Origin of the sequence: Gordonia aquimaris (assembly GCF_026262595.1) — a bacterium.
Taxonomy (GTDB): Bacteria; Actinomycetota; Actinomycetes; order Mycobacteriales; family Mycobacteriaceae; genus Gordonia; species Gordonia tangerina.
On sequence record NZ_JAPKFM010000018.1, the window covers coordinates 1 to 25,512 of the forward strand.

At 66.9% G+C, this 25,512-nt stretch carries 23 protein-coding genes and 1 riboswitch; of the genes, 10 read left to right on the forward strand and 13 right to left on the reverse strand.

Features of this window, described 5'->3' with window-relative positions:
* Positions 1–35: 35 nt before the first annotated feature.
* Complete coding sequence (locus OSB52_RS16240; RefSeq protein ID WP_266062788.1) at positions 36–1,133, reverse strand: ATP-grasp domain-containing protein; 1,098 nt, start codon at positions 1,131–1,133, stop codon at positions 36–38.
* Between the two features lie 234 nt (positions 1,134–1,367).
* On the opposite strand from OSB52_RS16240, the gene OSB52_RS16245 reads away from it, so the two are divergent.
* Positions 1,368–2,369 (forward strand): DMT family transporter, encoded by a 1,002-nt coding sequence (locus tag OSB52_RS16245; protein ID WP_235721857.1) that lies wholly within the window; start codon positions 1,368–1,370, stop codon positions 2,367–2,369.
* 79 nt (positions 2,370–2,448) lie between these two features.
* On the opposite strand, the gene OSB52_RS16250 is transcribed toward OSB52_RS16245, so the two are convergent.
* On the reverse strand, positions 2,449–3,333 hold the full coding sequence (locus tag OSB52_RS16250) for an SCO6745 family protein (protein ID WP_235721856.1): 885 nt from the start codon (positions 3,331–3,333) through the stop codon (positions 2,449–2,451).
* 116 nt (positions 3,334–3,449) lie between these two features.
* Between OSB52_RS16250 and OSB52_RS16255 the strand changes: the two genes are divergently transcribed.
* Together OSB52_RS16255 and OSB52_RS16260 are read left to right on the forward strand one after the other, a co-directional pair.
* Entirely contained in the window at positions 3,450–3,899 is a 450-nt protein-coding gene (locus OSB52_RS16255) for a nuclear transport factor 2 family protein (protein WP_266062718.1), read from the forward strand.
* 4 nt (positions 3,900–3,903) lie between these two features.
* Positions 3,904–4,566: a phosphoribosyltransferase gene (locus OSB52_RS16260; RefSeq protein WP_266062719.1), complete on the forward strand. Its 663-nt coding sequence runs from the start codon at positions 3,904–3,906 to the stop codon at positions 4,564–4,566.
* 4 nt (positions 4,567–4,570) lie between these two features.
* On the opposite strand, the gene OSB52_RS16265 is transcribed toward OSB52_RS16260, so the two are convergent.
* The 6 genes from OSB52_RS16265 to OSB52_RS16290 all read right to left on the reverse strand — a co-directional run bounded on the left by OSB52_RS16265 (position 4,571) and on the right by OSB52_RS16290 (position 14,262).
* On the reverse strand, positions 4,571–6,010 hold the full coding sequence (locus tag OSB52_RS16265) for a wax ester/triacylglycerol synthase family O-acyltransferase (RefSeq protein WP_266062721.1): 1,440 nt from the start codon (positions 6,008–6,010) through the stop codon (positions 4,571–4,573).
* On the reverse strand, positions 6,007–7,491 hold the full coding sequence (locus tag OSB52_RS16270) for an HAD-IB family hydrolase (RefSeq protein WP_266062722.1): 1,485 nt from the start codon (positions 7,489–7,491) through the stop codon (positions 6,007–6,009). Before OSB52_RS16270 ends, OSB52_RS16265 begins: the two co-directional genes overlap by 4 nt.
* On the reverse strand, positions 7,488–9,746 hold the full coding sequence (locus OSB52_RS16275; RefSeq protein ID WP_372512445.1) for a glycerol-3-phosphate 1-O-acyltransferase: 2,259 nt from the start codon (positions 9,744–9,746) through the stop codon (positions 7,488–7,490). Before OSB52_RS16275 ends, OSB52_RS16270 begins: the two co-directional genes overlap by 4 nt.
* Before the next feature lie 119 nt (positions 9,747–9,865).
* On the reverse strand, positions 9,866–12,481 hold the full coding sequence (locus OSB52_RS16280) for a helix-turn-helix transcriptional regulator (RefSeq protein ID WP_235721850.1): 2,616 nt from the start codon (positions 12,479–12,481) through the stop codon (positions 9,866–9,868).
* Between the two features lie 84 nt (positions 12,482–12,565).
* Positions 12,566–13,318 (reverse strand): ABC transporter permease, encoded by a 753-nt coding sequence (locus tag OSB52_RS16285; protein ID WP_266062723.1) that lies wholly within the window; start codon positions 13,316–13,318, stop codon positions 12,566–12,568.
* Positions 13,315–14,262 carry an ABC transporter ATP-binding protein gene (locus OSB52_RS16290; protein WP_235721848.1) on the reverse strand — a complete coding sequence of 316 codons (948 nt, stop codon included), beginning with the start codon at positions 14,260–14,262 and terminating at the stop codon, positions 13,315–13,317. The genes OSB52_RS16285 and OSB52_RS16290 overlap by 4 nt, the downstream gene beginning before the upstream one ends.
* Before the next feature lie 49 nt (positions 14,263–14,311).
* Between OSB52_RS16290 and OSB52_RS16295 the strand changes: the two genes are divergently transcribed.
* Positions 14,312–14,599 carry a DUF1330 domain-containing protein gene (locus OSB52_RS16295; protein ID WP_266062724.1) on the forward strand — a complete coding sequence of 96 codons (288 nt, stop codon included), beginning with the start codon at positions 14,312–14,314 and terminating at the stop codon, positions 14,597–14,599.
* On the opposite strand, the gene OSB52_RS16300 is transcribed toward OSB52_RS16295, so the two are convergent.
* Positions 14,589–15,173, reverse strand: a complete 585-nt coding sequence (locus OSB52_RS16300) for a TetR/AcrR family transcriptional regulator (RefSeq protein WP_266062725.1) — start codon at positions 15,171–15,173, stop codon at positions 14,589–14,591. The genes OSB52_RS16295 and OSB52_RS16300 overlap by 11 nt on opposite strands.
* Positions 15,174–15,289: 116 nt before the next feature.
* On the opposite strand from OSB52_RS16300, the gene OSB52_RS16305 reads away from it, so the two are divergent.
* Complete coding sequence (locus tag OSB52_RS16305; RefSeq protein ID WP_266062726.1) at positions 15,290–16,474, forward strand: oxygenase MpaB family protein; 1,185 nt, start codon at positions 15,290–15,292, stop codon at positions 16,472–16,474.
* 316 nt (positions 16,475–16,790) lie between these two features.
* On the forward strand, positions 16,791–18,038 hold the full coding sequence (locus OSB52_RS16310; RefSeq protein ID WP_266062727.1) for an HNH endonuclease: 1,248 nt from the start codon (positions 16,791–16,793) through the stop codon (positions 18,036–18,038).
* A gap of 337 nt (positions 18,039–18,375) precedes the next feature.
* On the opposite strand, the gene OSB52_RS16315 is transcribed toward OSB52_RS16310, so the two are convergent.
* The 3 genes from OSB52_RS16315 to thiO all read right to left on the reverse strand — a co-directional run bounded on the left by OSB52_RS16315 (position 18,376) and on the right by thiO (position 20,505).
* Positions 18,376–19,194 (reverse strand): thiazole synthase, encoded by an 819-nt coding sequence (locus tag OSB52_RS16315; protein ID WP_266062728.1) that lies wholly within the window; start codon positions 19,192–19,194, stop codon positions 18,376–18,378.
* A 4-nt stretch (positions 19,195–19,198) separates the two neighbouring features.
* Complete coding sequence (thiS, locus tag OSB52_RS16320) at positions 19,199–19,396, reverse strand: sulfur carrier protein ThiS (protein WP_235722009.1); 198 nt, start codon at positions 19,394–19,396, stop codon at positions 19,199–19,201.
* Entirely contained in the window at positions 19,396–20,505 is a 1,110-nt protein-coding gene (thiO, locus tag OSB52_RS16325) for a glycine oxidase ThiO (RefSeq protein ID WP_266062790.1), read from the reverse strand. The genes thiS and thiO overlap by 1 nt, the downstream gene beginning before the upstream one ends.
* Positions 20,503–20,617: riboswitch (TPP riboswitch) on the reverse strand. Its footprint overlaps the gene before it by 3 nt.
* A gap of 90 nt (positions 20,618–20,707) precedes the next feature.
* Between thiO and thiE the strand changes: the two genes are divergently transcribed.
* Together thiE and OSB52_RS16335 are read left to right on the forward strand one after the other, a co-directional pair.
* Positions 20,708–21,382 carry a thiamine phosphate synthase gene (gene thiE / locus OSB52_RS16330; protein WP_266062729.1) on the forward strand — a complete coding sequence of 225 codons (675 nt, stop codon included), beginning with the start codon at positions 20,708–20,710 and terminating at the stop codon, positions 21,380–21,382.
* Positions 21,383–21,566: 184 nt separating this feature from the next.
* Entirely contained in the window at positions 21,567–22,037 is a 471-nt protein-coding gene (locus tag OSB52_RS16335; protein WP_308191641.1) for a 2-isopropylmalate synthase, read from the forward strand.
* Positions 22,038–22,091: 54 nt separating this feature from the next.
* On the opposite strand, the gene OSB52_RS16340 is transcribed toward OSB52_RS16335, so the two are convergent.
* On the reverse strand, positions 22,092–22,574 hold the full coding sequence (locus OSB52_RS16340; protein ID WP_266062730.1) for an NUDIX hydrolase: 483 nt from the start codon (positions 22,572–22,574) through the stop codon (positions 22,092–22,094).
* A 423-nt stretch (positions 22,575–22,997) separates the two neighbouring features.
* On the opposite strand from OSB52_RS16340, the gene OSB52_RS16345 reads away from it, so the two are divergent.
* Together OSB52_RS16345 and OSB52_RS16350 are read left to right on the forward strand one after the other, a co-directional pair.
* On the forward strand, positions 22,998–24,443 hold the full coding sequence (locus OSB52_RS16345; protein ID WP_266062731.1) for a GlnX family signal transduction membrane protein: 1,446 nt from the start codon (positions 22,998–23,000) through the stop codon (positions 24,441–24,443).
* Complete coding sequence (locus tag OSB52_RS16350) at positions 24,440–25,447, forward strand: glutamate ABC transporter substrate-binding protein (protein WP_266062732.1); 1,008 nt, start codon at positions 24,440–24,442, stop codon at positions 25,445–25,447. The genes OSB52_RS16345 and OSB52_RS16350 overlap by 4 nt, the downstream gene beginning before the upstream one ends.
* Positions 25,448–25,512 lie beyond the last annotated feature (65 nt).

Sequence of the window (25,512 nt, forward strand, 5' to 3'; positions counted from 1 at the left end):
ACAGTGGTGACGGCCCCCTGCTCAGGGAGCAGGAATCACTCGGAGATGCGGAGGCCGTCCCACTCGTGATCGTGCATGAAACCCTCGGCGAGACCGACGCGGTACTTCAGGCAACTGCGCAGGATTCCGAGGTAAGCGACCGGCAGCATCATCGCGGGGCGGTTGTCGCCGGACGAACCGATCACATCACGAGCGCCCCGGAAGTCCCGTACGAACTCCCGCAGGCTGCGGTCGCCGCGGGAATCCTTGCGCCAGCCGTAGAGCAGCATGCCCAACCCGATCATCTTGTCCACGTTGGGGTCCGGGGTGATCACGTCATCGTTCTCACCGAAGAAGGCCCGATCGACGCCGTCGGCCGGAGCGAACATCATGATCCCGCTGGTGGCCCGCGGATTGCATTCGATGCAGTACAGCCCGCGCCCGGGATGCTCGATGAAGTCGAAACCCACCTGCCCGGTGAAGTTCATGTCCCGCACGAACTCCGAGATCCAGTCGAAGATGCCGTCGTGGCGAACCGACCGGAAGTTGAGGCACGAACTTCCGCCGATCGCATAGTCGACCGGATAGGTCGCGTGAGCGTGGATGTGCCCCTCACGGACGATCGAATATGTGCAGTACTGCTTGCCCGAGACCCACTCCTGCGCCAACCATGGGTTGAGCGGATCGAACTCGAGCCAGTCCAGCGAATCCCCCGGCATCACCTTGTGCACCTGCTGTGATCCGCGGGAATAGCACTCCTTGAGTGCGAACGGCGCGTCAAAATCCAGTCCGGCCACATCCTGCGGTCCGCGCACCTGCGCGAACTTCATCGTCTGGAATTGTTTGTCGGCGAGCAGTTGCTGGAATTCGAACTTGTTGTGCAGCCGATTCTCGGTATCGAAGTCGGACAGGAACAGTTCACACTCGGGTGGGAAGAGATCCACCATCATCGACAGGATGTCGGTTTCCTCATGAATCGGGATGACCATGTCGATGTGTTCGTCGGTGACGATCTTCGCCAAGGCATGGCAATACGCCCGCGGTTCGAACTTCGGTGCCGGGACCCGATGAAACGACGTCGTGGCGTGGGAGAACCGGGTGACACCGATGGGAATGCTGTCCACGATGGTCACGCGATGACCGGCCGCCGACATCAGCCGGGCCAGTTCCAGGGTGAGAAATGATCGCCCGAATGTGATCAGGACGCGTTTGCTACCGGTAGTGCCCACCGTCGTGAGTGTAGGAGAGGCCCATTAGGCTCTCTCACCGGAGTCGGCCGACGCCGCGGAAAACAACGGCAGAAAAGGAATAGTCGGGCCGCCCAGAACGTTGCACAATCCTGATGTGACTCGGGAAACGGCTGTGACCAGGTGTGGGGAGGGTGTGGGATGTTCGTGATCGGCGTCATCGCCGCCTGTCTCGCTGCGATCGCCTACGGCATGTCCACGGTGCTGCGTGCACTGGGCGCGCGGCGAGTGGCGATGACTGCTCGTGCGGAAGGCACCGAGGCGTCGTACACCAACGCCGCCGGCGGTCCGTCGCTGCGGTCCACCACCTCCACGTTCCTCGATCCGGCCTTCATCCTCGGCACCATGATGGTCGTCGTCGGCTTCGCAGGTGGCGCACTCGCCGCACGCTTCCTGCCGCTCTTCCTGTCCCAGACCATTGTGTCGGCCAACCTCGTGGTGACTGCCCTGCTGGGCACGATCATGCTCAACATCGCACTGCACACCCGCGATTGGATCGCGATCTGGCTGGTCGTGCTGTCGCTGTGTCTACTCGGACTGTCGGCCGAACACCACACCGGTGGCGGCGAAAGCGCCGTCTTCCACTGGGAGTTGTTCGTCGCCACGCTCGGCCTGTGCGCCATCGCCCTGTTCGGCGTCTACCGGCTCGGCAGGCATGCGGCAATCGTCGGCGGCGCGACCGCCGGCCTGTTGTTCGGTGTCATCGCGATCGCCGTGCGTGTCCTCGACGGCGTGGACCCCTTCGACCCAATCGCGCTGATCACCGATCCGGCCGCCTGGACGATCGCGGTCGCGGGCGCGGTCGGATTCTTCGTGCAGACCGTCGCACTGCAGGTCGGTGCGGTCAACGGGGTCACCGCGGTACTGGTGGTCGGCGAGACGGCCGGCCCCAGCCTGGTCGGCGTGCTGTTCCTCAACGACAACGCCAAAGCCGGGCTCGGCTGGCTGGCGATCGTCGGCTTCGTCGGCGCCGTGGTGGGTGCGGTACTGGTCGCCTGGTACGGCTCGGGGGACCCCGACCACTTCGGCGAGGCCCCGCCGCAGAAGGGTGGCTGGCGACGCGGCCGTGAATCCGAACCCGAACCCATCGCGGAGCCGTACGACGACGATATCGACGCACCGCCGCCTGGCAGCACCTCGTGACCAGAAGTTCTGGCCGCGCCTGCCGGGTGTGGCCGCAGGTCCGGTCCCAAGCCGGAACCCGGAACTGCAGCCAGAGATATCAGTCCTTCTTGCGGGTGCCGGGCAGGACTCCGGCGTCGATGACCGCCTTCACATATGGGCGGGTGCGTTCGAGAAGATCGTCGACGCCGCTACCCGACCAGGCGGGTGCGGTAAGCGCGTCGGTCTCGGCCTCCATGGCCTGATAGAGCGAGACCCCGGCATCCGAGAGCTGATGGCCGTCGTCGGTGCGGGTCGCCAGACCGCGGGCGACGAGCCGGTCCACCGAACCCTCCCACGCCTCGTCGGACCATCCACGGGTCAGCTGCACCAGCTTGCGGCCCAGCACCCGCCGACGAATCGTGGGGTCGGGCAGTTGAGCCTCGTGGAAGACGACCGCGTCGAGCCCGCCGAACTGATGGTTGACCAGGACGGCGATGTGGTTGTCACCGCGCCACTCCCGGATGATCGCAATCGCCTGCCACAGCGCAACGTGCGGCACATCGGGCACTGGGGAGGCGTTCCAGCCGGCAGCCAGAGGCCGCCCGCCCATCGGCAGATCGGCCGCGATCTCCCGATAACGCTTCTCGAGATCGCGGATCTCCGGGTCCTCGACCAGGTCGCCGAGGACTGCACCCAATTGCTCGTCGAGCATCTGGTCACGGCGTGCGGCGACCCGATCGAGCCCCACGTCACGGGCCGCCTGCCAGGCCGGCGTGATGACATCGGCAGAGAAGTTGAAGAACGCGGCGGTCACCACCGCGGCATCGCAGTCACCCATCGGGGCACCGCGCGCGCCGACATAGAACCCGTGGCCGTCGAGACCGGTGTCCTGCTGGGCCTCGCGCAGGCCCCGATTGAAGTACGCGAGGACATGGAACGGCTCGATGGTCTCGTAGGCGCGTCGCGCCCGTTGCTGATCGGATTCACCGACGGATGAGGTCATGTCGTCCACATTCGCGTCGGCGCCGCGACCTGTCAACCACCGCACTCACCCGCCGACTGGGAACGTTGGTCGCTTTTCCTTCCGCGGACCGGGTCGACCCGGTAGATGTTGAGTGCATGGATGATCTCGAGTCGATCAAACAGCTCAAGTACCGGTACTTGCGCGCCTTGGACACCAAGGACTGGGATGTGTTCGCCGAAACCCTCACCGACGACATCACCGGTGAATACGGCTCGAGCCTGAACTTCGGCAACCGCGCCGAACTGGTCGACTACATGCGCACCTCGGTGGGGCCCGCGGTGATCACCGAACATCGCGTCGCCCATCCGGAGATCGACGTCGAGGGTGATTGCGCGACCGGCCGTTGGTATCTGCAGGATCGGGTCATCGTGCCCGACTTCCAGTTCATGCTGATCGGCGCAGCGTTCTACCGCGATCGCTATCGCCGGACCGATCAGGGATGGCGGATCTGCGCCACCGGCTACGACCGCACCTACGAGGCCAAGATGAGCTTGGCCGACCTGCCGAGTTTCGCCGTCGACATCGGCCCCGCGATCAAGGTGTGACGCGATGTGGCGCCGCAGTGAGGTCTTCGCTAACCGGACCGAGGCCGGCGCCTCGCTCGGCAGGATGTTGAGCGCCGATCCAGCGCTCATGGACGCGGCCGACCGCACCGTGGTTCTCGGGTTGGCGCGCGGTGGAGTGCCCGTCGCCCGGGAGGTGGCCTCGGCGCTCGGTGCCCGGCTCGATGTGCTGGTGGTACGCAAACTCGGCGCACCGGATCACCCCGAGTTCGCGATGGGCGCCATCGCTGCCGGCGAGATCGTCGTCAACGACGACGTGCCGCGCCGGTTGGAGGTGTCCGAGGAGCAGTTCAGGCAGATCGTCGACCGCGAGGACCGGATCCGGGTCGACCGGGAACGCCGCTACCGGCAGGGTCGCGAACCGCTATCTGTGCGTGGACGCACGGTGATCCTGGTGGATGACGGCCTGGCGACCGGGTCCACGATGGAGGTGGCGTTGCGGGCGGTACGTGCTGCAGGCGCCGACGCCGTGATCGTCGCCGTGCCGACCGGTCCGCGCGATGTGCTCGACCGGTTCGCCGCCGAGGACGAGGTCGACAAGGTGCTCTGCGTCAGCATCCCGGAGCCGTTCTACGCCGTCGGCGGCTCCTACGACGATTTCCGGCAGGTCGATGACAACGAGGTGCGTCGCAGCTTGCAGCAGCCGTGACCGATCAGATCACGCGCCGCATCGTCCCGGCGGCACGCGGGTCGTCACCGTCGGCGGCCAGGGCAAGGATCTCGTTGAAGCCGTCGACGAGACAGTCGGCGAAGAGCTCTGGTTCGGTGATGGACGCGGCATCGGAGTTCAGGCCCAGGCAGGCGACGCCGTTGTGGGTGATCATCGTGGCCATCACCGCACAGCCGGGCAGCGGCCCGAACGGGAACATCCGCTCCACCTTCGCACCGGCGACGTAGGTGTCCCAGGGGATTCCGGGCACGTTGCTGGCCTGCAGATCGTTCTGCGTTGTCGCACCGCTGAATTGGGCCAGTACCTGTCCCGGTAACCAGGCCAGCAGCGAGCCGAGGGTGTTGAAGATGTCGACGGCGGGTTCGGTGCGCGCGGCGCGCACCTGTTCACGAATGGTGAGTAGTCGCTCGAACGGATCCTCGATCCCCACCGGTCCGGCCATGCGGCCCACCGCGATCCGGTTGCCCCCGGCCGGGTCCTCGGGGCGACGCACCGAGATCGGGATGGCAACGGGGATCGCGTCGACGGGCCGCCCCATCTTCTCGTGATAGAGCCGCAATCCACCGATCAGCCCCGCCAGGTAGGCGTCGTTCACCGACGCCCGCGCCGCCTTACCGGCCGCTTTCAGGTCGTCGAACGGCACCTCGAACGCGCTGAACCGCCACGAGAGGCTGCGTTGCGCCAACAGCGGCGACCCTGGTGGGCTGACGAGCCCGGCCACCCGGGGTACCGATCGGCTGTACCGCAGCGCGGTGCTCAGCGCTCGCCGCGGATGGGCAAGAGCGCGCACACCTCGCCAGGTGGTGTCGACGCGATGCGGTAGCCGCTGCACCTCTTCGGCCAGTTGACGGCCGAGTACGTCGAGCGCCGAGACGGTGACCGGCTCCGGGCGCGGCGGTTGCGGCTTGCCCGGGATCGGCTCACGCGAGGTCGAATGGAGTTGTGCCAAACCGAGTATCGCGCCCATCCCGTCGGTCAGCGCGTGATGGGCCTTGAGGAAGTAGGCCGCCCTGCCGTCCGGGAGCCCCTCTATCAGCGTGCCCTCCCACGGCGGTCGGCCGGGGTCGAGTGCGGTCATCGCGAGTTGCTCACAGATGGCGAAGAGCTCGCGCATCGAACCGTCGCCGGACAACCGCATCCGACGCACGTGGTAATGCAGGTCGAAGTCGGGATCGACTGCCCAACTCGGGGTGCCGGTCCCGAACGGCGAATCGATCACCCGTTGCCGGAACCGAGGCGCCATGCGACTACCCCAGTCATGGGCTTCGATCAGCCGATCCCACTCGGGCGCACAGTCGTAGATCTCGATCATGCAGATGGTGCCACGCAGTCGACGGTCGGTGTCGCCACGCCACATCAGCGCATCGACCGCACTCATGTGCGGTTCGTTGGCCCAGTCCAGCGGCCGATCGGGTTCGCTCATCGGTTGTCCCCTGTCGATCGCGTCATACGGCCGTCCTCAAAGGATTCCACCGGCCAGTCGGCCAGCGTCGTGATGAACATCTGCCGCACCTCCTCCGCATGGTCGCCGACGGTCTCGGCCCGCCAGCGCGAGGTGTCGACGGGTGGCAGAACCTTCACCTCGACTGTCCCCGGTGCGATCAACTGCGCACCCCGCCACATCAATTCGCCGGTGTTGCGCAACACCACGGGCACCACCGGGACGCCGGCCTGCATCGCGATGTGGAACGGCCCCTTCTTGAACGGCCCGATCCGCGGTGTCGACGACCGGGTGCCCTCCGGGGCCACCACCAACGAGACCCCCTCGTCGCGAAGTTTTCCGATGGCGGGTCTGAGTTGCTCGATCGCACGACCTGGGTCGCCTCGGTCGATGAACACCAACCCGGCCGCGTCGAGTATCTGCCCCAGCACCGGAACCCGCTTGACCTCTTTCTTGGCCACCCCGGTCGCGTCGCGCCGAATGAGGTGGATCAGCACCGGCAGATCAAGTTTGGACTGGTGATTGAACACGAACACGCACGGCCGATTCGAGGTCAGGTACTGCGCGCCGTCGAGGACCGCCACGTCGATCCCGGCCAGCGCGAGCCCGACGTCGTTGCCGGTCGGGATGGCCGACTCCACCAGCACGCTCGGGTCTCGTCGCACCAACCCGCCGGCGGCACCGAGCACCGCCGCACCGATGAACGACCCGTAGAAGGCACCGGTCCGCACGGCCATCGCCATCCGGTTGTGACGGGGGTTGCGCAGGTCGATGATGGGCCACCCGCGCGCCTCCGCCTCGGCCCGCAGCCCATAGCGCGGTGACACCGCCGCCGGATGACCCACCGACTCCAGATACGGGATGTCCTCGTTGCCGTCGCTGTAGGCAAACGAGGCGTCGAGATCGACCTCGTGCTCCTTGGCCAATGCGCGGACCGCAGCGGCCTTTCCCGGCCCCCACAGCGGGCGGCCGAGCACCCGGCCGGTCACGACGCCGTCGACCACCTCGACGTCGGTGGCCAGGGCATGGTCGGCGCCGATCTCGCGGGCGATCGGCTCGATCTGGAACCGGGTGGCCGAGGAGGCGATCACAATCCGGTGTCCGCGCTCGCGATGCGCTCGGATGATCTGCCACATCTGCGGCCGCAGAAAGGACGCGGTCTCATGGGTGAACAGGTGGTCTCCGAACGCGAGCAGTTCGGCATAGGTTTTGCCGGCGAATGCGGGTTTGGTGAGTTCGAGGACCTCGGCGTAGTCCTGTTCGGATGTCACCCCTCGCAACGCGATCAGAATCGCACCGGTCAGTTCGCCGAGTCCGAAATCCATGCTGCGTAACCGCGCCCGCGTGATGGCGCTCGCCGAGAACCCCTCGATCAAGGTGCCGTCGTAGTCGAAGAACGCGCCGACCTTCTTGCCGCTCGGTGCCGCCCGGATCTCCCGCAGCCGGTCGGCGAAGGTGCTCATCGTGCCACTCCGCGCAGGGCCTCCCCGAAATGCTCCGCCTCGATCGCGGCGATCCGCGTCAACCGGTCCCGCATCACGTTCACCTCGTCGAGCCACGCCTGGCGCCCGGCGGCCAGATCCTCGATTCCATCGCCGGTGATGAGGTGGCGGTTGTCAGCGAGCTGGTAGGCCGCGTCATACAACTCTCTGGACACCGAGTCACGACTCTTGACCACGCTCTGCAATGCGAGTTGCATACCGAGGCCGAGACATTCGTCGAGCATGGTGTCCTTGTCGATCGGGGTGTCGGTACCGGCCGCGACCAGGCTTTCGGCAACGACCAGCTGCGCGTCGAAGAACGGCTGCAGGGTTCGTCGCGCGACCAGCGAACCACCGTGCTCACGCAGGATGCGATCGGTCCATGCCTGGTCGGGATTGACTGTCCGCCATTCCGGGGACATCAGGTCCAGTTCGGCGCCCAGCCGATGCAGGAACACCTCCTTGGCGGGAAAGAAGAACTCGAACTTCAACAGGTCACGAATACGCAGGGCCTCGTGCTGAGCAGACGGCAGCAGTTCACCGGAGCCGTCTTCGGCCAACGCACCACCCGCGGCGGCCAGCAGGCCGAGTTCGACGATGGCGCGGTCGACGAAATGGTGCAGCGCCCCGTTGCGGTAGTAGGCCGCCACCGCGTGGCTGTCGGGCGCGATCGACCACACGGTCTCGGGGCCCCCATCGAACCTGGTGAGCACACCGGCGTCGTGGAGCACCCCCAGGGTGCGGCGCAAGCCGATACCCCGACACAGATCGGGATCGGGCCCGGGCAGATCCCGGCGGTCGATGTAGTCGAGCAACGGTGCCAGGATCGTCTCGATCTCCGCCGCGGTGTAGGCGCGGTCGCGGGCGCCGAGCAGCGCGAAGCCGGCCAGCGAGGTCGCCGAGATCGGTGTGGCGGCATTGATCTCGTCCATCACCGCGAAAGCGACCTTCTCGAGTTTCGCCGGACCCTCGCCCGCATCGGCGAGCGCTTGTCGTAGCGAAAACGGTTCGCCGAAACGGACTCTCGCCTCGCCGAGATACTGCCGTTGGGCTTTCGCGTATTTGAGCAGCCAGCCCACGCCCTCCGGCTTCTTGGTTCCGCCCGCGGATTCCTTCGCCATCGCGCCGATCTCGTGCAATTGGTCGTAGACGATGGAGGTGGGCACGATCATCACGTCGGCGTCGTCGAGCTGTTCCACCGCGTCGACGACGTAGGCGAGCAGACCCAGCATCGGCTTGCGCAGCTTGCCGGTCCGGCTGCGTCCGCCTTCGATGTACCACTCCAAATTGAAGCGCTTCTCCACGATGAACGACAGGTACGAGCGCATGGCGAACTTGTAGACTGGATCGGCCCCGAACTTGCGGCGGATGAAGATCATTCCTGCGCGGCGGGCAATGGGACCGACCGGCCAGAACGCCAGATTGTTTCCGCCGAGAACGAGATTCGGTGGAAAGTCGTGGCTGCGCAGGACCTCCGAGAGCACCAGCGGATCGACGTAGGAGCGGTGCGACGGCAAGAAGATCAGACCGGTTGACTTGTTGAGCTCACGGAGCCGGTTGAGGGTGCCGAGATCCACCGACACCGTCCAGGTGCGGTCATGCAGGTTGCTGAAGATCGACGAGAAGACGTCGTCCATCAGTCGGCTCTGGGTGGCGACGAAGGTCGACATCTTGTCGGTCGCCTCCTGCACCACGACTGCGGCAGGTCGACCGAGTTCGGCAGCGAGTTTTGCTGCACCCGCCTGGAACCGCGCCGATGTACCGATCTGCTCGGCGACCAGTCGGGGCACCTTGTAGCGGTCTCCGACGATCTGACGTTCGGCACGTTCGGCCGACAGCGCCGCCTGCACCGTCACGTAGGCGGAAAACGACTCGCCTTCGGCCAGATTCTGGGCATGACGTTGGCGGAGGTCTGCGATCGTGGCCGGTTCGCCCTGCACCACCCGCAGCCGATCGGGTCTGCGACGTTTGATGACCGGTTGGGTGAGCGCGACCGGGCGGCGCGGATTCGACAGCACGAGCACGTCGGCCATCGTGACCCGCCGCTCACCTTTGCGGACCGGAGGCAGCCAGGCCACCCTCGCCGGAATCAGCAGGGTGTCGTCGGCGAGTGAATCGAGGTCGGCCTCGCGCACCGACCGCACCGGCGCGCCCGGGTGCTGAACCTCCGCCCACTCGCTGACCGCCCGCAACTCGCACGCTGTCCGCACCTCGGCCAGCACCACCGATTCGCCCACTCCAACCGCCTCTCGCGTCCAGGCCCCGACGTCGCCGCGACTCGCACTTGCGAGCGCCACGGCATGGCCATTGTCGCGCGCAGACCGGGTCGGTCGGGCGCTTTCGGTGAGAGTCGACCTCAGTTGCTGCCGGAGCTCGCCTTGAGCAGCAGCGCGGCGATCTCGGACCGGTCGGCGACGTCGAGTTTGGTGCAGGCGCGGTAGATGTGGCCTTCCACGGTGCGTACCGACACCGTCAGGCGTTGCGCGATCTCCTTGTTGGACAGACCGGCCGCCACCAGGTTGGCGATCTCGCGTTCGCGGGTGGTCAGTGGCAACGGTTGTGCGGATTCCACCAGCGCGGGTGTCCGCAAACCGCCGCATTCGGCGGCCAACCGGTTGGCCACCGCCGCCGACGCTACCGTCGCGGCCCGGCTGCCCTCCGCCTCATGGAGCACACTGGCCTGCGCCGCCGCGTCGGCCGCCGACAACCGAAATCCCAAACGCTCGAATTCCGTTGCACACAAGTCGAGTTCGACGGCATCACGCGACTCCAGCGCGCTGGCGTGACGAGCGTAGAGTCCCGCGAGCGGTCCATCGATCATCCCGGCGAGTTCGCGGAGTCGCTGCGCGCCGGACGGATCACCGAACCGGGCCGCGGAGTGCAAGGCCTCGGCCTCGATAGCGAACTGCGCGGTTCGTCGGGCGTCGTCGGCGGCCTTGACCGCGGTCTCGACGGCCAGCGACACCGTACCGGCCGAGGCCTGCTGCCACGACTCCGCGACCGCCAACATCGGACCGAACACGGCGATGTGGCGGCCGTACTTGGTGTGCGCCCGACGCAGGGCACGCTCGGCGTCGTCGGTCCGCCCGCACGCGCTGAACGCCTGCACCACGTAGAACATTGCGGGATAGTTCCAGGATTCGGCCACCCCGTTGCCGCTGTCCAGGGTGGCAAGCGTCTGTTCCATCCGGCGGCCGACCGATGCGCTGTCGCCGCGCGCCAGCTCGACGACCGATACCAGGATTCCAGCCAACGCCCAACCCACGTACTGGCCGATGTTGGAGAACCGTACGTACCGGTCGGCGCGGGTCGCCGCTTCATCCAGTTGACCGGTCAGGGTGAGTGCGAGGATCTCGCCGAGTCCGGCCGGAAACCGCAGCAGACCGTCGGTCTGGGTCTCGGCCACGCGCGCCCGCGCCGCCAGAGCAGCCACCTCGTCCCCGCGTCCGGCAACAGCTCGGGCCAGTCCACCGCCCAGCACGGCGAACTCCACCGCCCACGGGGACGGGTCCGCCGAGTCGAGCACCTCCTCCGACAGCGCGATCGCCTCGTCGATTCGGTTCTCGAAGGCGGCGCACGCGGACATGAAACCCCTGACCACCAGGGCCAAGTTCGGGTCGGTGACCTTGTCCTGCAGCATCTCGAGGACCTCGTCGGCGCGATCGGCATCGCCGATGGCCCAGAAGATGGTCGCGAACCGCAGCCCACCCCAGAAGATGAGTTCGATCTCGTTGAGGTCCTCGGGCCGAAACCTGTCGAGCACCGCGTCGGCCTCGGACGCATACCCCTGCCACATCAACGACCGTGCCAACGGCTCGGCGGCGCTGAAGCCGCTGCCCTCGGCGACGGCCGCGCGGGCGAAACGCTCACCCAGCGGGGCGTTGGCGAAGGCCAACGCATCGCGGGCGGCCGCACTCATGAGCCCGGAATCGACACCCACGTCGCTCTCCAGCGCGAGGTCGGCCAGCCGGATCCGCTCGGCGGCGGTGTCGGTTCCGCGGGTCTGCAACGCCTTGACCAGTTTGCCGCGCAACCGACGCGACGAGGCCAGGCCCAGTCGGTGCCGGATGACCTCACCGAACAACGGATGGTTGTATTGCACGTTGAGTCGGCGGCCGTCACGCAAGATCCGCACCAGTCCGGCGATCTCGGCTTCCTCGACCGCCTCGTCGCCGGCGAGGTCACCGAGGATGTCGATGTCGAGAGGCTCGCACAGGGCAAGGTACTTGAGGACCGTGAGCACCGAGTCGTCGAGCTGCTCGATCCGGCTTTCCAACAACGACGCCAGCTCGGAGGTGATCGCGGCGCGTCCACGTAGTTGCCAGATCCCATTCACCTGACGGAGCGTCTCGGCTTGGCGCGCCCCTTCCACGAGGTGGCGCAGGAACAGCGCGTTACCGCCGGAGGCCTCCCACATCAGATCCGCCGACAGACCTTCGAGCTGACCACCCAGCACCGATTCGATCAGTTCGACGCTCTGCTGTTTGCTGAACGGTGACAGCGTGATTCGGGTGAGGTGATTGTCCTTCCACAGCGAGGTGACGGCGTCGGGCACGCTCTCCCCGGACCGCACCGTGGCGACGATGTGCACGGCACGATCGATGGCGAGCTGATGCAACAGGGTCGCCGACAGTTCGTCGAGCAGGTGCGCGTCGTCGACACCGATCACGACGTTGCCGTCGGACAGCAACGATTCGCGGGCGGCGGCCAGGTAGGTCACCGGGTCGCTCGACGTCGCCGGGCCGACGAGATGAGCGAACACGCCGAGCGGGATGCTGCGGGCGGATTCGGTACCGGCGACCCACCGCACGCCGCCGTCGAGGGCGGCGGTGACGTGGCGGGCCAGCGTGGTCTTACCGACACCCGAATCGCCGGTCAGCACAACACCACACGCATTCGTCTCGCCGCGCAGTGCGGCTTCGATGATGCGGAACTCTTTCTCGCGCTCGACCAGAGGCCAATCGGAGGACATGGGGAGAGTTTAGTCTCACGGCCTCGGTCGGGACACAGGTCAGGGTGGGTGACGGTACGCGTACATACCGATGTACTACACAGTTCAGGCGTCGCGGCGGTCGGTGACGACGATGCCGAGCGCGAAGATCACTGCCGCGAACACCGCGAAGTAGAACAGGGACCCGTAGACGTTCCAGTGGTAGTCGGTGCCGGCGAGGTCGCCGTTGAGGAACCGGCTGCCGTTGGCGAACGGCAGGAAGGGGGCGATGTGGTCGCCGATCTTGGGCAGGATGGTCAGGATAGATTCCAACGCCAGGTTCCAGATGAGGACGATGACGATCGCGCCCGCGGTGTGACGGACGATCGCGCCGACACCGAGGCCGATGACCACGTAGAGCGCCGCGAGCACGGCGGTACCCCAGATCTGCCGGATCACCACACTGTCGCCGAACTCGATGCCGACCGTCGTGCCACCGACGACACGCGCCAACGCGACACCCACGATGGCCAGCAGCACGCTGACGAGTAACGCCAGCAGACCGAAAACAGCAGCCTTGGCGATGAGCACGACCGGCCGACGCGGCACGGCCTGGAATGTGGTCCGAATGGTGCCAAACCGGTACTCGCTGGTCACAGCCAGCACCGCCATGATCATCAACACCAACACACCGAACGAGTTGAGGCCGATGAGGGCCGTCCACGCCGCCTCACCAGGTGTCGACGCGAGCGGACCGCTGGTGGTGGCCCCGGTCACCAAAGCCAATCCGATGGTCAGCACCGCGACGATCGCCACACACCAGTAGGGCGAGCGCGTGGAGGTGAGTTTGATGCGCTCGGCATCCATCGCCGTGATCATCGCGGTCCTCCCTGCGCGGCGGTGCCGGCCGGCCCGCCACCCTGATATTGGACCGCACCGGCGGTCATCGTCATGAACACCTCTTCGAGTGACGCGGTGGCTCCGGTGAGTTCGTGCAGCACGATTCCGGCATGCGCGGCGATGTCGCCGACCTGATCGGTGACCACGTCGGCGATGTCGAGCACCGGACGGCCATCGGAAGCCACGGCGGGGGTGACCCGCAATCCGGCCTCGGCCAACACCCGGTGCAGGGCGTCGAGCTGTGGGCTGCGCACCCGCACACTGCTCGATGCCCGGCTGGTGAACTCGGCGACCGAACAGTCTGCGATCAGTTTTCCCTGTCCGATCACCACAAGGTGGTCGGCGGTCAGCGACATCTCGGTGAGTAGGTGGCTCGACACCAGCACGGTGCGACCCTGTGCGGCCAGATTGCGCATGAACCCGCGGATCCAGACGATGCCCTCGGGATCGAGACCGTTGACCGGTTCGTCGAACAGCAGGGTGTGCGGGTCGCCGAGCATCGCTCCCGCCAGGCCGAGGCGTTGCTTCATACCCAGCGAGAACCCACCGGCGCGTTTGCCGGCCACCGACGCGAGGCCCACCATGTCGAGGACCTCGTCCACCCGCCGCCGCGGGATGCCGTTGGACGCGGCCATCCAGCGCAGATGCGAACGCGCGCTGCGGTTGGGATGAATCCAGCTCGCGTCGAGCAGTGCGCCGACCTGGCGCAGCGGGGCGTCGAGCTCCCGATAGGGCCGGCCGTCTACGGTCGCGGTTCCGGCGGTGGGGCGGTCGAGACCGAGCATCATCCGCATCGTCGTGGATTTGCCTGCCCCGTTGGGTCCCAGGAAACCGGTCACCAGGCCGGGGCGAACCTCGAAGGTAAGGTCGTCGACGGCACGCACCGGCCCGAAGACCTTCGTCAGATTCTCGACTGTGAGCACGCTCTCGACCTTAGACATCTGGTGGCGTTTGCGGGCGTAGCGTGATGGCGTGCCGGTCACGTTGGTCGTCCTGCTGTGGTCCGTCGATGGCTGCGACGACGCGCTCCACGCCTATGAGGACGACGTGCTGCGGCTGGTGTCTGCGCACGGCGGTCGTGTGCTGGTGCGGGCCCGCCGCACCGACGACGATCCGTCACATCCGTTGGAGACCCAGGTCATCGAGTTCGACGACCGGGCCGGGTTCGACGCATACCTGGCCGATCCGCGGCGGATGTCGATGGCCGATCGCCGCGCGGCATGTGTGGCGCGGACACAGATGTGGCCGGTCACCGTGTGACTGGTCGGGGCGGCGTGTCCGGCGGCAGCACCGCGGCGAGCAACATCCGGGCCGCGGTGGCGACCAACTCGTCGCGGTCGGCCCCGTCGGGCCGCAACAGCGCGATGCGCAGACACAGATTGGCGGTTGCGCCCATGGTGAGGAACACCAGATCGTCGAGTTCATGCGGCTCGAGGTCCGGTCGCAGTCGGGCGGGGAGGATGCGGGCCAGCGGGACCAGGGGTTCTTCGACCTCTGCCCATGCGTCGCCGAACTCCGCCTCGGTGGTCGAGTACGACACGCGCAGGACCGGGTCGTGCTTCTCGAACGCGGCGGTCAACGTCTCGACGATGGTCACCATCGCGGTCATGGGTTCCGCGTCCATCGCGCGGCCAACGCCGGTGGCCAACGACGTGGTGATGTCGTGGATCGCGGCCGCACGCAACTCCTCGATGAGTGCATCGATGTCGGCGAAGTAGCGGTAGACCGTGCCGATACTGACGTGAGCATGGTCGGCGAGTTGCTGCGTGGTGGGACGGATGCCCGGCCGCCTGACCAAAAGCTCCACCGCGCCAGAGAGAAGTCGTCTGCGCATCTCAACGCTGCGATTCTGCTGCGGACGGGCACGTCGGGATCTCGGTGGAGAGCGTCGCGCGGCACCGGCCATGAAAGTGAATAGTAAGTGAGGATTCCTCGTGTTTCACTGAAGCCGTGGAACTGCACCCGCCCGGAGAACTGGTGAACGCCGACCTCGCCGTCGCACGCTACGGCGCGGCGGGCGAACGGTGGGTGTCGGCGATGTGGCAAGGCGATGCACTCGCGGACGCCGTGGCGAACGACAACTTCGCCGGATCGTCGACGACCGACGCGGTGCGCACTGCGCTCGAGCACGGGATCGACGCCCTCGACGATGCCCCCGATTCGCTGCGGAACCTCTTCGAATTCCTGGACGACGAGCCCGATTGGGTCGATCACACCCGGCTCGACCGCGCTGCCGACGCACTGATCCGGCACACCGCGGCGCTGGGGGTGGTACTGGCCGCAGCGTCGTTGCTGCGCGGAGCCGGCAACAGCATCGCAGGCAAGCCGTTGGTGCAGACCGGCCGGTACGCGTCGATGCCCGCCGTCCGGTCGGTCGAGGTCGGCGAGTGGATGCGTCAGATCCTGACGCCGGGCGGGATGCGTCGTGAAGGCGGCGGTTTCGCCTACACCGTCCGGGTTCGGATGATCCATGCGCACGTGCGTCGCGGCCTGTCCCGGTCCGGGAAATGGGACGAGCCGGCGTGGGGTGTGCCGATCCCGCAGCCGTACATGGCGTTCACGATGGCCGAGTTCGGCCACATCGCGCTTGAGGCCATGCACAGCCTCGGGGTTCGGCTCAGCGACGACGACCTCGATGCCGTCTATCACCTATGGCGCTACGTCGGACACGTAATCGGCATGGAGCCAGAGCTGAATCCGGCCGACGAGTCCGATCACATCCGGATCGAGGAACTCTACCGACTCACCTCGCCCGGACCTGACGACCACGACCGCGAGTTCGTGGTCGCACTCACCGACGATTACCTGATCCCAGAGATCGCCAATACGCTGCCGGGCCCGACCGCCGCCCGACGCGCGGCGGCCACCCGGTTGGTCCATGCGCTCCAGCGGGTGTTCCTGGGGGATTCCGACGCCGATGCGTTACACATCCCCGACACGCGACTCAAGCACGTCATCCGCGCGGGCGCGCCCGTGATGGCGGGATTCGGTCACCTCCGAATGCGCATCGGCGGTGGTCCACAACGCATCTCGCAACGGGGCTACCGCGTCCGAGACGCCGAGATGACTCGCATGCGCGCCGCCTACGGCGTCACCCACGAACTGGTGGACAACGCACCCCAGCCCGTTGGTTGATGAGCGGCGTGCCGCCCCATGCACCGCCGCTATCTGGCGCTGGTTGAGTAGCGGCGTGCTGCCCATGCACCGCCGCCCCCCGTCGCTGGTTGAGTAGCGGCGAGCGAGCCTGCCGCGTATCGAAACCCCCGCCCCGCAGCAACACTCCCTGTCGCATGTCGAGTAGCGACGAGCGAGCCCATGCCGCTGGTTGAGTAGCGGCGTGCGAGCCTGCGAGCCCGCCGCGTATCGAAACCACCCCACCCGCTCAAAAATCTTCTGCACTATCTTTAAGAAACTCCTTGACATCGAACTGGTGTTCGACCATAGTGGAGTCATGGGAGCTTCGGGGGATCTCACCACCATCACTGATTCTGTTCGTGACCTGCACTTGGGCGACGATATGTCGGGGCGTGCAGCGTTTGATGCGATGACCGCTCTGGTCACGTTACGTAACCTGATCGACCATCACGCCGCCACGGTGGTCGGTGCGCTCGACCGACTCGGTGTGGCCCGCGACCACGGCCGCAAACTCAGCGAACTGTTGATCGTGATGGGGCTCGCGCCGGCGGTCGCCTCCCGGCTGATCCGTATCACTGCCGCACGCGAGCAGCTACCCACTCTGGCCGCGCATGCCGCCGATGGGGCGATCTCCGCCGAACATGTGGATGCGGTGGGTAAAGGAGTCGATCATGTCGGGAAAAGATCGGCGGAACCGATCGACGATGTGGCGCGTCTAAACATCGTGACCGAACTTCTCGCGCACTTCTTTTCCGGCGCCACCCCCGCCGACATCGGTAAACACGCGCGTCGTCTGGGCAACCAGGCCGCCGCCGACACCGGTGGGCTACCGGCATCCGAGGACCGCAACCTCAATGCGCTCACCCACGATGTCGACGGTGACGGACGCCTGCAGGTACGTGCCGACCTCAACACCGAAGTCGGCGAAAAATTCTCGGCCGCAATGGAAGAGTTGGCGGCACCCCGCCCCGAACCTGACGGCTCACCGGATGCGCGTTCCACCGAGCGCCGGCATGCCGACGCCCTCGAAGCGTTGCTGGATATCGCTGCCCGCAGCGGCGATGCGGCCTCGGCACCCCGTCACCAGATGCTGGTGTCGGTGCCCGCCGATACCCCTGACCTGGCCGAACTACCATTCATGGGCTCACTCACCGAAGCCATGCTGCGCACCCTAACCTGTGACACCACCGCGACCGTCGCGATCGTCGACGGCGAGGCGGTGCCGATGGAGATGAGTAAAGACAAACGCCTGTTCCCAGCCCATCTGCGTAAAGCGTTGCACAAACGCGACGAGTGTTGCATCAAATGCGGCGTGGCGGCCTCCCGCTGCCAAGGCCACCATATCGTGCATTGGGCTGATGGTGGAATCACGGTGTTGGACAACGGCTGTCTGCTGTGCCCGTCGTGTCATGCCGACATCCACCACAACGGTTGGCAGGTGATCATGGGCCACGACCGACATCCCTGGCTCATCCCACCCGCCGCTGTCGACCCGACACGTCGGCCGATACCGGCCCACAACCGGCGCACCCTCAACCTCGACTACCTACCCGCCGCCGCCTGAGCCACGCCGACCGGCAAGTAGGTCACGCAGCCAAGTCTTCCCACGCACCCGACCCCGGTCGGGACCGCAACCGTCCCTTGAGAACTCCATAGCGTGAAACAACGGCGCCGCAACGGTGTCGCGTACCCGACGGCCACATCGGTTGCACAGCAACCCATGTGGTGCGCGATACGCGACACCGTACGCCGGGCGAGCAGCATGCGGGCCCACTGCCCAACCGCAGTTTGCCCCAACCCGCTGGTTGCGTAGCGGCGAGCGAGCCTGCGAGCCCGCCGCGTAACGAAACCGGCTCCACGCCAATGTATTTCGCCATGATCGTCACATCGCGAGGTATTATTCAGGCGCGTTGCGGCGAGGACGCCCGAGCCCAGAAGCGCTTCGGGATACGGCCGGCGCCGGCGGCATGACGCCCGGCGATCACCGCGTGCCTCATCGCCGTGGCCATTCGCTCCGGGTCATCAGCGCGCGTGACCGCGGAGGCGAGCAGGACTGCATCGCAACCGATTTCCATGGCGAGAGCGGCGTCGCTCGCAGTGCCGATACCCGCGTCGAGGACCACCGGCACCTGTGCATCTGCGACGATCATCTCGATGTTGTGCGGATTCGCGATACCCAATCCGGTACCGATCGGTGACCCGAGTGGCATCACGGCTGCGACACCGAGAGCCTGCAGCCGCCCGGCAAGAACCGGATCGTCGTTGGTGTAGGCCAACACGGCGAAGCCATCGTCGACCAAGGCCCTCGCCGCGTCGATCAGTTCGATCGGGTCGGGTAGCAAGGTACGTTCATCGGACACCACTTCGAGCTTCACCCAATGGGTCTCGACGGCCTCGCGGGCGAGCTGCGCAGTCAACACTGCTTCGGCCGTCGTATGGCAGCCAGCGGTGTTGGGCAGGATCGCTATGTCCAGGCGACGCAGCAACTCGATCATCCCGGTACGCGAGTCCGGACTCACACGCCGCATGGCCACGGTGGTCAACTCGGTGCCCGACGCCACCAGGGCCCGCTCGAGAACGGCCAGGTTGGAGATCCCCCCGGTGCCCATGATGAGCCGAGAAGCGAACTCGCGGTCCGCGATCCGCAGACAGTCAGCGGCCTTCGCGTTCCCGTATAGCGCGGATTCGGCGTTCGTATCCGTGGTCGGATCATTCCGCATCGCACTACCCACCCTGCACCGCCGTGACGATTTCAACACCGGCACCCGCATGCAGGGCCGTGCTCCAGCTCCCCCGGGGAACAACCACGCCGTCGACGGCGACGGCGATACCTCGGTCCGGCAGACCCATACTCCTCAGCAGTTCCGCCACCGAGGCATCGGGCCGCAGGGTCATGTCCTCTCCGTTGACGGTGACCGTCATCATCTGCTCACTCCTTGGTTGATGGCGTCGCTCGCGTTCGTGGCCCCGACAGTGCGCCGGCCTGCAGCGCCGCGGAGTACGTCGAGGACCACATGAGCCGTATAGGGCGCCAACAGGATTCCGTTGCGGCCGTGGCCGGTGGCAACCAGCACCCGCTCATCGATGCGACGGATGATGGGGAGCCCGTCGACCGAACACGGACGCATGCCGGCACCGGCCTCGGCCAGCTCGTAGGTACGCAGACCGGGCATGAGGTCGACGGCGTCGGACAGCAGGTCCGTCACGCCGCCGACATCGGGGGCAAAGGCCGTCTCGTCGAACGGTTCGTACTGAGTGGCGCCGACAACGACGCCGTCCTGCCGCGGGACCAGATACACCGCCCGACCGTGCATCCGCGCTCGCACCACGTGCGTTGGCGGTGGCACCGACCACGTGGTCCGACGGAGCCGGAGGATCTCTCCCTTGGCCGCATGCAACGACACCTCCGGCACCAACGCGGACGTTCCCAATCCCGCGGCGACGAGGATGTCATCGGCGTCGGCCAGCTCGGCGAGATCACTGATCCGCCGCTCGATCACCTCACCACCGGCCGCCAGAAGCGCCTCCCGCAACGCGGCGAGCAATCGACGGTTGTCCACCGCGCCCTCACCGATGGCCAGATAGCCGCTGTGCAGCCGGGAGCTCACGGCCGATTCGAGTCGCCGTATCTCAGTCGGGCCCACCCGGCGCAGGTCGTCCTGGGCGCGCGGTCGGCGGGCCCAGACGAAGTCGGCGAGAGTATCGAGATGTTCGGCGTCGGCGGAGGACGCTGCGACGAACAGCGAGTCGGCGGCTGCCAGAACGCTGTGGCCGCCCAGACGGGACAGCAACTGCGGCCAGCGGCGCACCGACTCGGTGGACAATGCCAGCAGCTCGTCCTCCCCGGGATGCCCTTCACCCAGGGACCCGAGCATGCCCGCCGCCACCCATGCCGCCCGATGCTCGGCGCCGGCGTCAAACACCCGAACCCGCCAACCGGCGTCGGCAGCGGCCAAGGCACAGGTCAAGCCGATGACACCGCCACCGATCACCGCCAGCAGGCCGGTGGCGGAGCCGGAATTGTCAGCAATCACGTCAGATCATCCTTCCTTCGCCGGCATTACCCGGATCAGGTCAAACGGTCAGCGGAGGATCGATCCGCACTCTCAGCCCGGCGCACCCCGGGCTCCCGTGTCGTTCCACCCCAGGCTACCGCCGTCGTTCTGGGCGTTGGCACGGCGGTGGCGACCCGGGGCCGCAGTCGTCTCGACTCCCACGGCTAGCGTGGCCACCGTGACCGACACCCGAAGCGCGCGGACCGCGCGGCTCGCCGACGCCCGCCTCTACCTGTGCACCGACGCCCGCCGGGAACGCGGAGATCTCGTCGACTTCGTGTCCGCTGCAGTCGCCGGCGGTGTCGACATCGTCCAGTTACGGGACAAGGGTTCGCCCGGCGAAGCGCAGTTCGGCACCCTCGAGGCCCGAGAGGAACTCGAGATCCTGGCACATATGCGCGCCATCGCCCACCAGCACGGCGCGATGCTCGCGGTCAACGACCGCGCCGACATCGCCGCACTGTCACGCGCCGATGTCCTGCACGTCGGACAGGGCGACCTGCCCGCCAAGCTGACCCGCCACATTGCCGGCGCCGACATCGCGATCGGCATCTCCACCCACGACGCAGCACAGTTACGCGAAGCGGTCGACGACGACGACGTCGACTACTTCTGTGTCGGGCCGTGCTGGCCCACGCCGACCAAACCCGGCCGGTCCGCCCCAGGCCTGGACCTCGTCCGTCAGGCAGCGGCGGTCGCGACCGAGAAGCCGTGGTTCGCCATCGGCGGCATCGACGCCGACCGGCTCACTGCGGTGACCGATGCCGGAGCCCGCCGGGCAGTGGTGGTCCGCGCGATCACCGCCGCCGACGATCCACGCACGGCCGCCACGCAGTTGCGTGGTGCGCTGTAGGACGTTGCGCCGACAACGCAGTTGCCGCGTCGCAACTGCGCGGTCTATCGTGGTCGCCATCATGTTGTGCATGCAGAACGCGCTCGTAACCCGCCGCAGCGGGGTCTGAATCTGACCGACCCCCCGCTGCGGGGTCGTTGCGCATCTGCCCGTCGGTCGCTCCTCGACCGGACAGGCGAATTCCATGCACACCATCCGACGCACAACACATCCACGCACCGATCCGTTCGCGGCTCGGTTCGGTCAGTCGCTGCCACGCGGCATGCGCGAGGAGGCGACCGGCCTGAGCTGGGAAGGCTTCCTCGCCGAGTACGCCCCGACCGGGGCGATCCGGCTGGGCACCTGGTCGACCCGACGGGACCGAGAAGACCTGGTCACCTGCCAGGCCACCATCGCCCACGCCGACAAGATCATGTCGTTACAGGCGACCGCCGCCGGCCCGATCGGGGCAATGACGTCGATGTTGCACGACATCGGGGCGCCGGTCCAGATCGCCGGACTCCATCAGCGCGAGGTCGCCGGGACCGTCATCACATTCCTGCTGTGCGAACACGACGACCGCCGATGCTGGGCGTACGGCACCGGCCAGACCGCCGACGAAGCCAACGTCCGCGCACTCATCGCCGGGGCCAACCGGCTCCGGCCGACGCAGTGACCGGCGGTGGCCCGATCCCAAAACTGGGCCCGACTGCAGAATTGGGCACGATTCTCAGCTCCGCGGATCGAGAGCGTTGATGCGTTCCTGCAGCATCGGCCAAGCATTCTCGAAACCCGGATGCAACGGCAACTCGGAGATGTCGTCCTCGCGCACCCAGCGCAGCTCAGCGGACTCGAAGTTCGCCACGGTGTCCACCGGTTGATCGACCTCGGCGATCACCGTGGTGTACGTCCACCCGCTGGGCGCCTGGTGGGTGACGATCGCGGCAACCACCCGCAGCGCGCTGTCCCCGATACCGGCTTCCTCGTCGGCCTCGCGGATCGCCGTGTCGATCGCACTCTCATGAGAGTCGCGGGCACCGCCGGGCAAACCCCAGGTACCGCCCTGATGCGACCACACCGCCCGGTGCTGAAGCAGGATCCCGGTGGACCCGTCGGGCAGCGGCGCGCGCAGCAGCAGTCCTGCCGCACCATTGCGGCCCCAGTAGCGCGAACCGTCCGGATCGACCACCCAACCGTCGCCGTCTCCGCGCACTCTGCCTCCTGCTGCTCGTCGTCGCCCCGACTCTCCAACCGTGCGGCCCGGACGTCGTCCACCGTATGTGAGGCGGCCGGTACTGGCCAGAGTGCGAACGTGGAATTCACTCCGCCGACCCGATCCGCCTCTGGTCGACTCCCCCGCCGACCCGATCCGCCCGCAATCCGACAAGTGCGGGGACACGGCACCGCACGTCGAGCCGGGCGCGCACCCGAGGACTAGGGTTGAGGCAGATGTCCGAACCGTGTCCTCGAGCTTTCGACGCAACGCCGGACATCGCGTTTCGCCACTTGCCGAGAGACGAAACATATGGACTGCGCGCGGCGACAGACAAGGTGGAGACCGTGAACCCGACGCCGGCACGACCGGCACGATCGGAAAGTGACGCCGGAAATATGGAGAGTTCGGAAGGAACCTGACGTGACCGGCGACGTCTCGCCCATGAGGACCGCGCTCACGCGTGCGGGCCGGACCATCCGGCCCAGTCCCACGGCGCCTCCGATCCGACAGGTGCTCTCCGACCGCCGCAATCTCGTCACCTCGACACGCCAGCGGGCACAGTCGCCGCTGACGACGCTGCGCCACTACTCGGTTACCAGTCCGGGAAAACTCATCCTGATCCTTGTGGTGCTCGCGATCTCGTGTGTGGCCACCGGTCTGTACGCCTCGACTACGTTGGAAGACCGCACCCAGACACTTCGGCTGATGATCGATCGCACCGAGCCGCTCGCCGAAGCCTCCCAGGTTCTCTACAGTTCACTGTCGATCGCCGATGCCTCGGCCAACTCGGCGTTCATCTCCGGCGGCCTGGAATCGCCGGAGTTGCGGACGCGATACGCCGACGCGCTCGCCACCGCGTCGTCGTCGCTGATCATCGCGGCCGGGTCCTCCGAAGAGGTCGAGCGAGCCACCAGCGCGGCCGCCTCTCGCGAGATCGACTCGGACCTCAACACCCTGGCCATCAGCATCCCGGTATACAGCGGCCTCGTGGAAGTCGCCCGGACCAACAACCGTCTCGGCAACCCGGTCGGCTCGGCGTACCTCGGCGAGGCGTCGACCATGATGCAGGAGAAGATCCTGCCGGCCGCCCAGCGCCTGTACCAGCGTCGGTCGATGGCAATCGCCGATCCGCAGAGTGCGCTGACGAAGCCACCGTGGGGTGTGTACATCGCGTTGGTCGCCTTGGTCGTCGGGCTCTTGGCCACCAGCCGCTATCTGGTCAGGCGCACTCGACGTCGATTCAACGTCGGTGTGTTGTCGGCCTTGATCGCAGTCGTCGTGGGGACGGTGTGGCTGCTGACCTCCGGTTTGATGTCGGTGGCCGCCACCAACAACGCGCGCGTGGACGGGGCGGCCCCACTGCGCGAACTCACCTCGGCACGCATTCTCACCCAGCAGGCGCGGTCGGCGGAGACGCTGTCATTGGTGCGCCGCGGTGACCAAGAAGATCAGGACCGCACATTCACCGACACCACCGCCGCCATCGAGCGGCTGATCGACCGGGTGGAGCGCGAGCGCGGTGACTCCAGCGTCGTCACCGACGCGCAGATCTACAACGCCAACTATGTGCTCGACCGCTGGCGTGAACTCGATGCGCAGGTCCGCGCACAGATGTCGGCAGGTGACTTCGCACAGGCCCGCACGATGACGATGGGCGACGGGCGCAACACCACCGCGCAGGCCTACCGCGACCTCGACCGCGCGCTCGTCGACAGCATCACCACCACCCGCCAGGCCTTCCGCGACGACATCAACACCGCCCAACGTGTCCTCGGCTTCACTGGCTCCGGCATCCTCGGACTGACCTTGTTCGCCGGCGCCGCGGTGGTGATCGGACTGATCCCGCGTATCCGGGAGTACCGATGATCGACCGGTTCGAGGTTCGGGTACGCATCAAGAAGCTGACGACGTCGGCCGTACTGGCCCTGGCGGTGGGTGCCGCCGCCACCGGCTGCGCCCGGTTCCCCGCACCGGAATCGCCGCCACCGGTCGCGTTCGGAGCACGTCCGCTGCCTCCCGGTGCGCAGACCGATGTGCCGCGCGAGCCGGTGCCGACCTCGCAGAACTGCGACGCGACGGTGAGCCTGCGCCCCGGTGCGATGCCACCCCCCGGCCAGATGCCGCGGGGCAGCACGATGGCGGAGATCCTGGAGAGCGGGCGGCTCATCGTCGGACTCGACATCGGCAGCAATCTGTTCAGTTTCCGCGACCCGATCAGCGGCGACATCCAGGGATTCGACGTCGACATCGCGCGCGCGATCTCGCAAGCCATCTTCGGCGACGAAGCCACCATCGAGTTCCGGGTGCTCAGTTCCGCCGACCGCACCCAGGCGCTCGCCGACCACTCCGTCGACGTGGTGGTGAAGACGATGAGCATCACGTGTGACCGGCTGCAGGATGTGTCGTTCTCAACCCCCTACTACGTTGCGTACCAACGCATTCTATCGACCCGCAACTCCGGTGTCACCGAACCTCGGCAACTCGTCGGCAAACGCGTCTGCGCCGCCCGGGGCGCCACCTCCATCGGCCGAATACAGGCCATCGTGCCGCGCGTCAGAATGGTCACCACCACCACGTGGGCCGATTGCCTGGTGATGATGCAACAGGGTCAGGCCGACGCGGTCAGCACCGACGACGCCATCCTCGCCGGCCTCGCCGAACAGGACCCGTGGGTGCAACTCGTGGGGCCTAGTCTCGGCGTGGAGTACTACGGTGTCGGAATCCCGAAGGGCCAAGACGACATGGTGCGTTTCGTGAACGGAGTCCTCGAACAGCTCCGCAGCTCAGGACAGTGGCAAGAGATGTACGACCGCTGGTTGTCGATCCTGGGGCCGAGTAACGGACCGCCACAACCGGTGTACAGAGACTGACGGCATGACCGATGAGGAGACGACGGAGAGCATCCGACCGAGCGGCACTGGCCGATCGAGGTGAC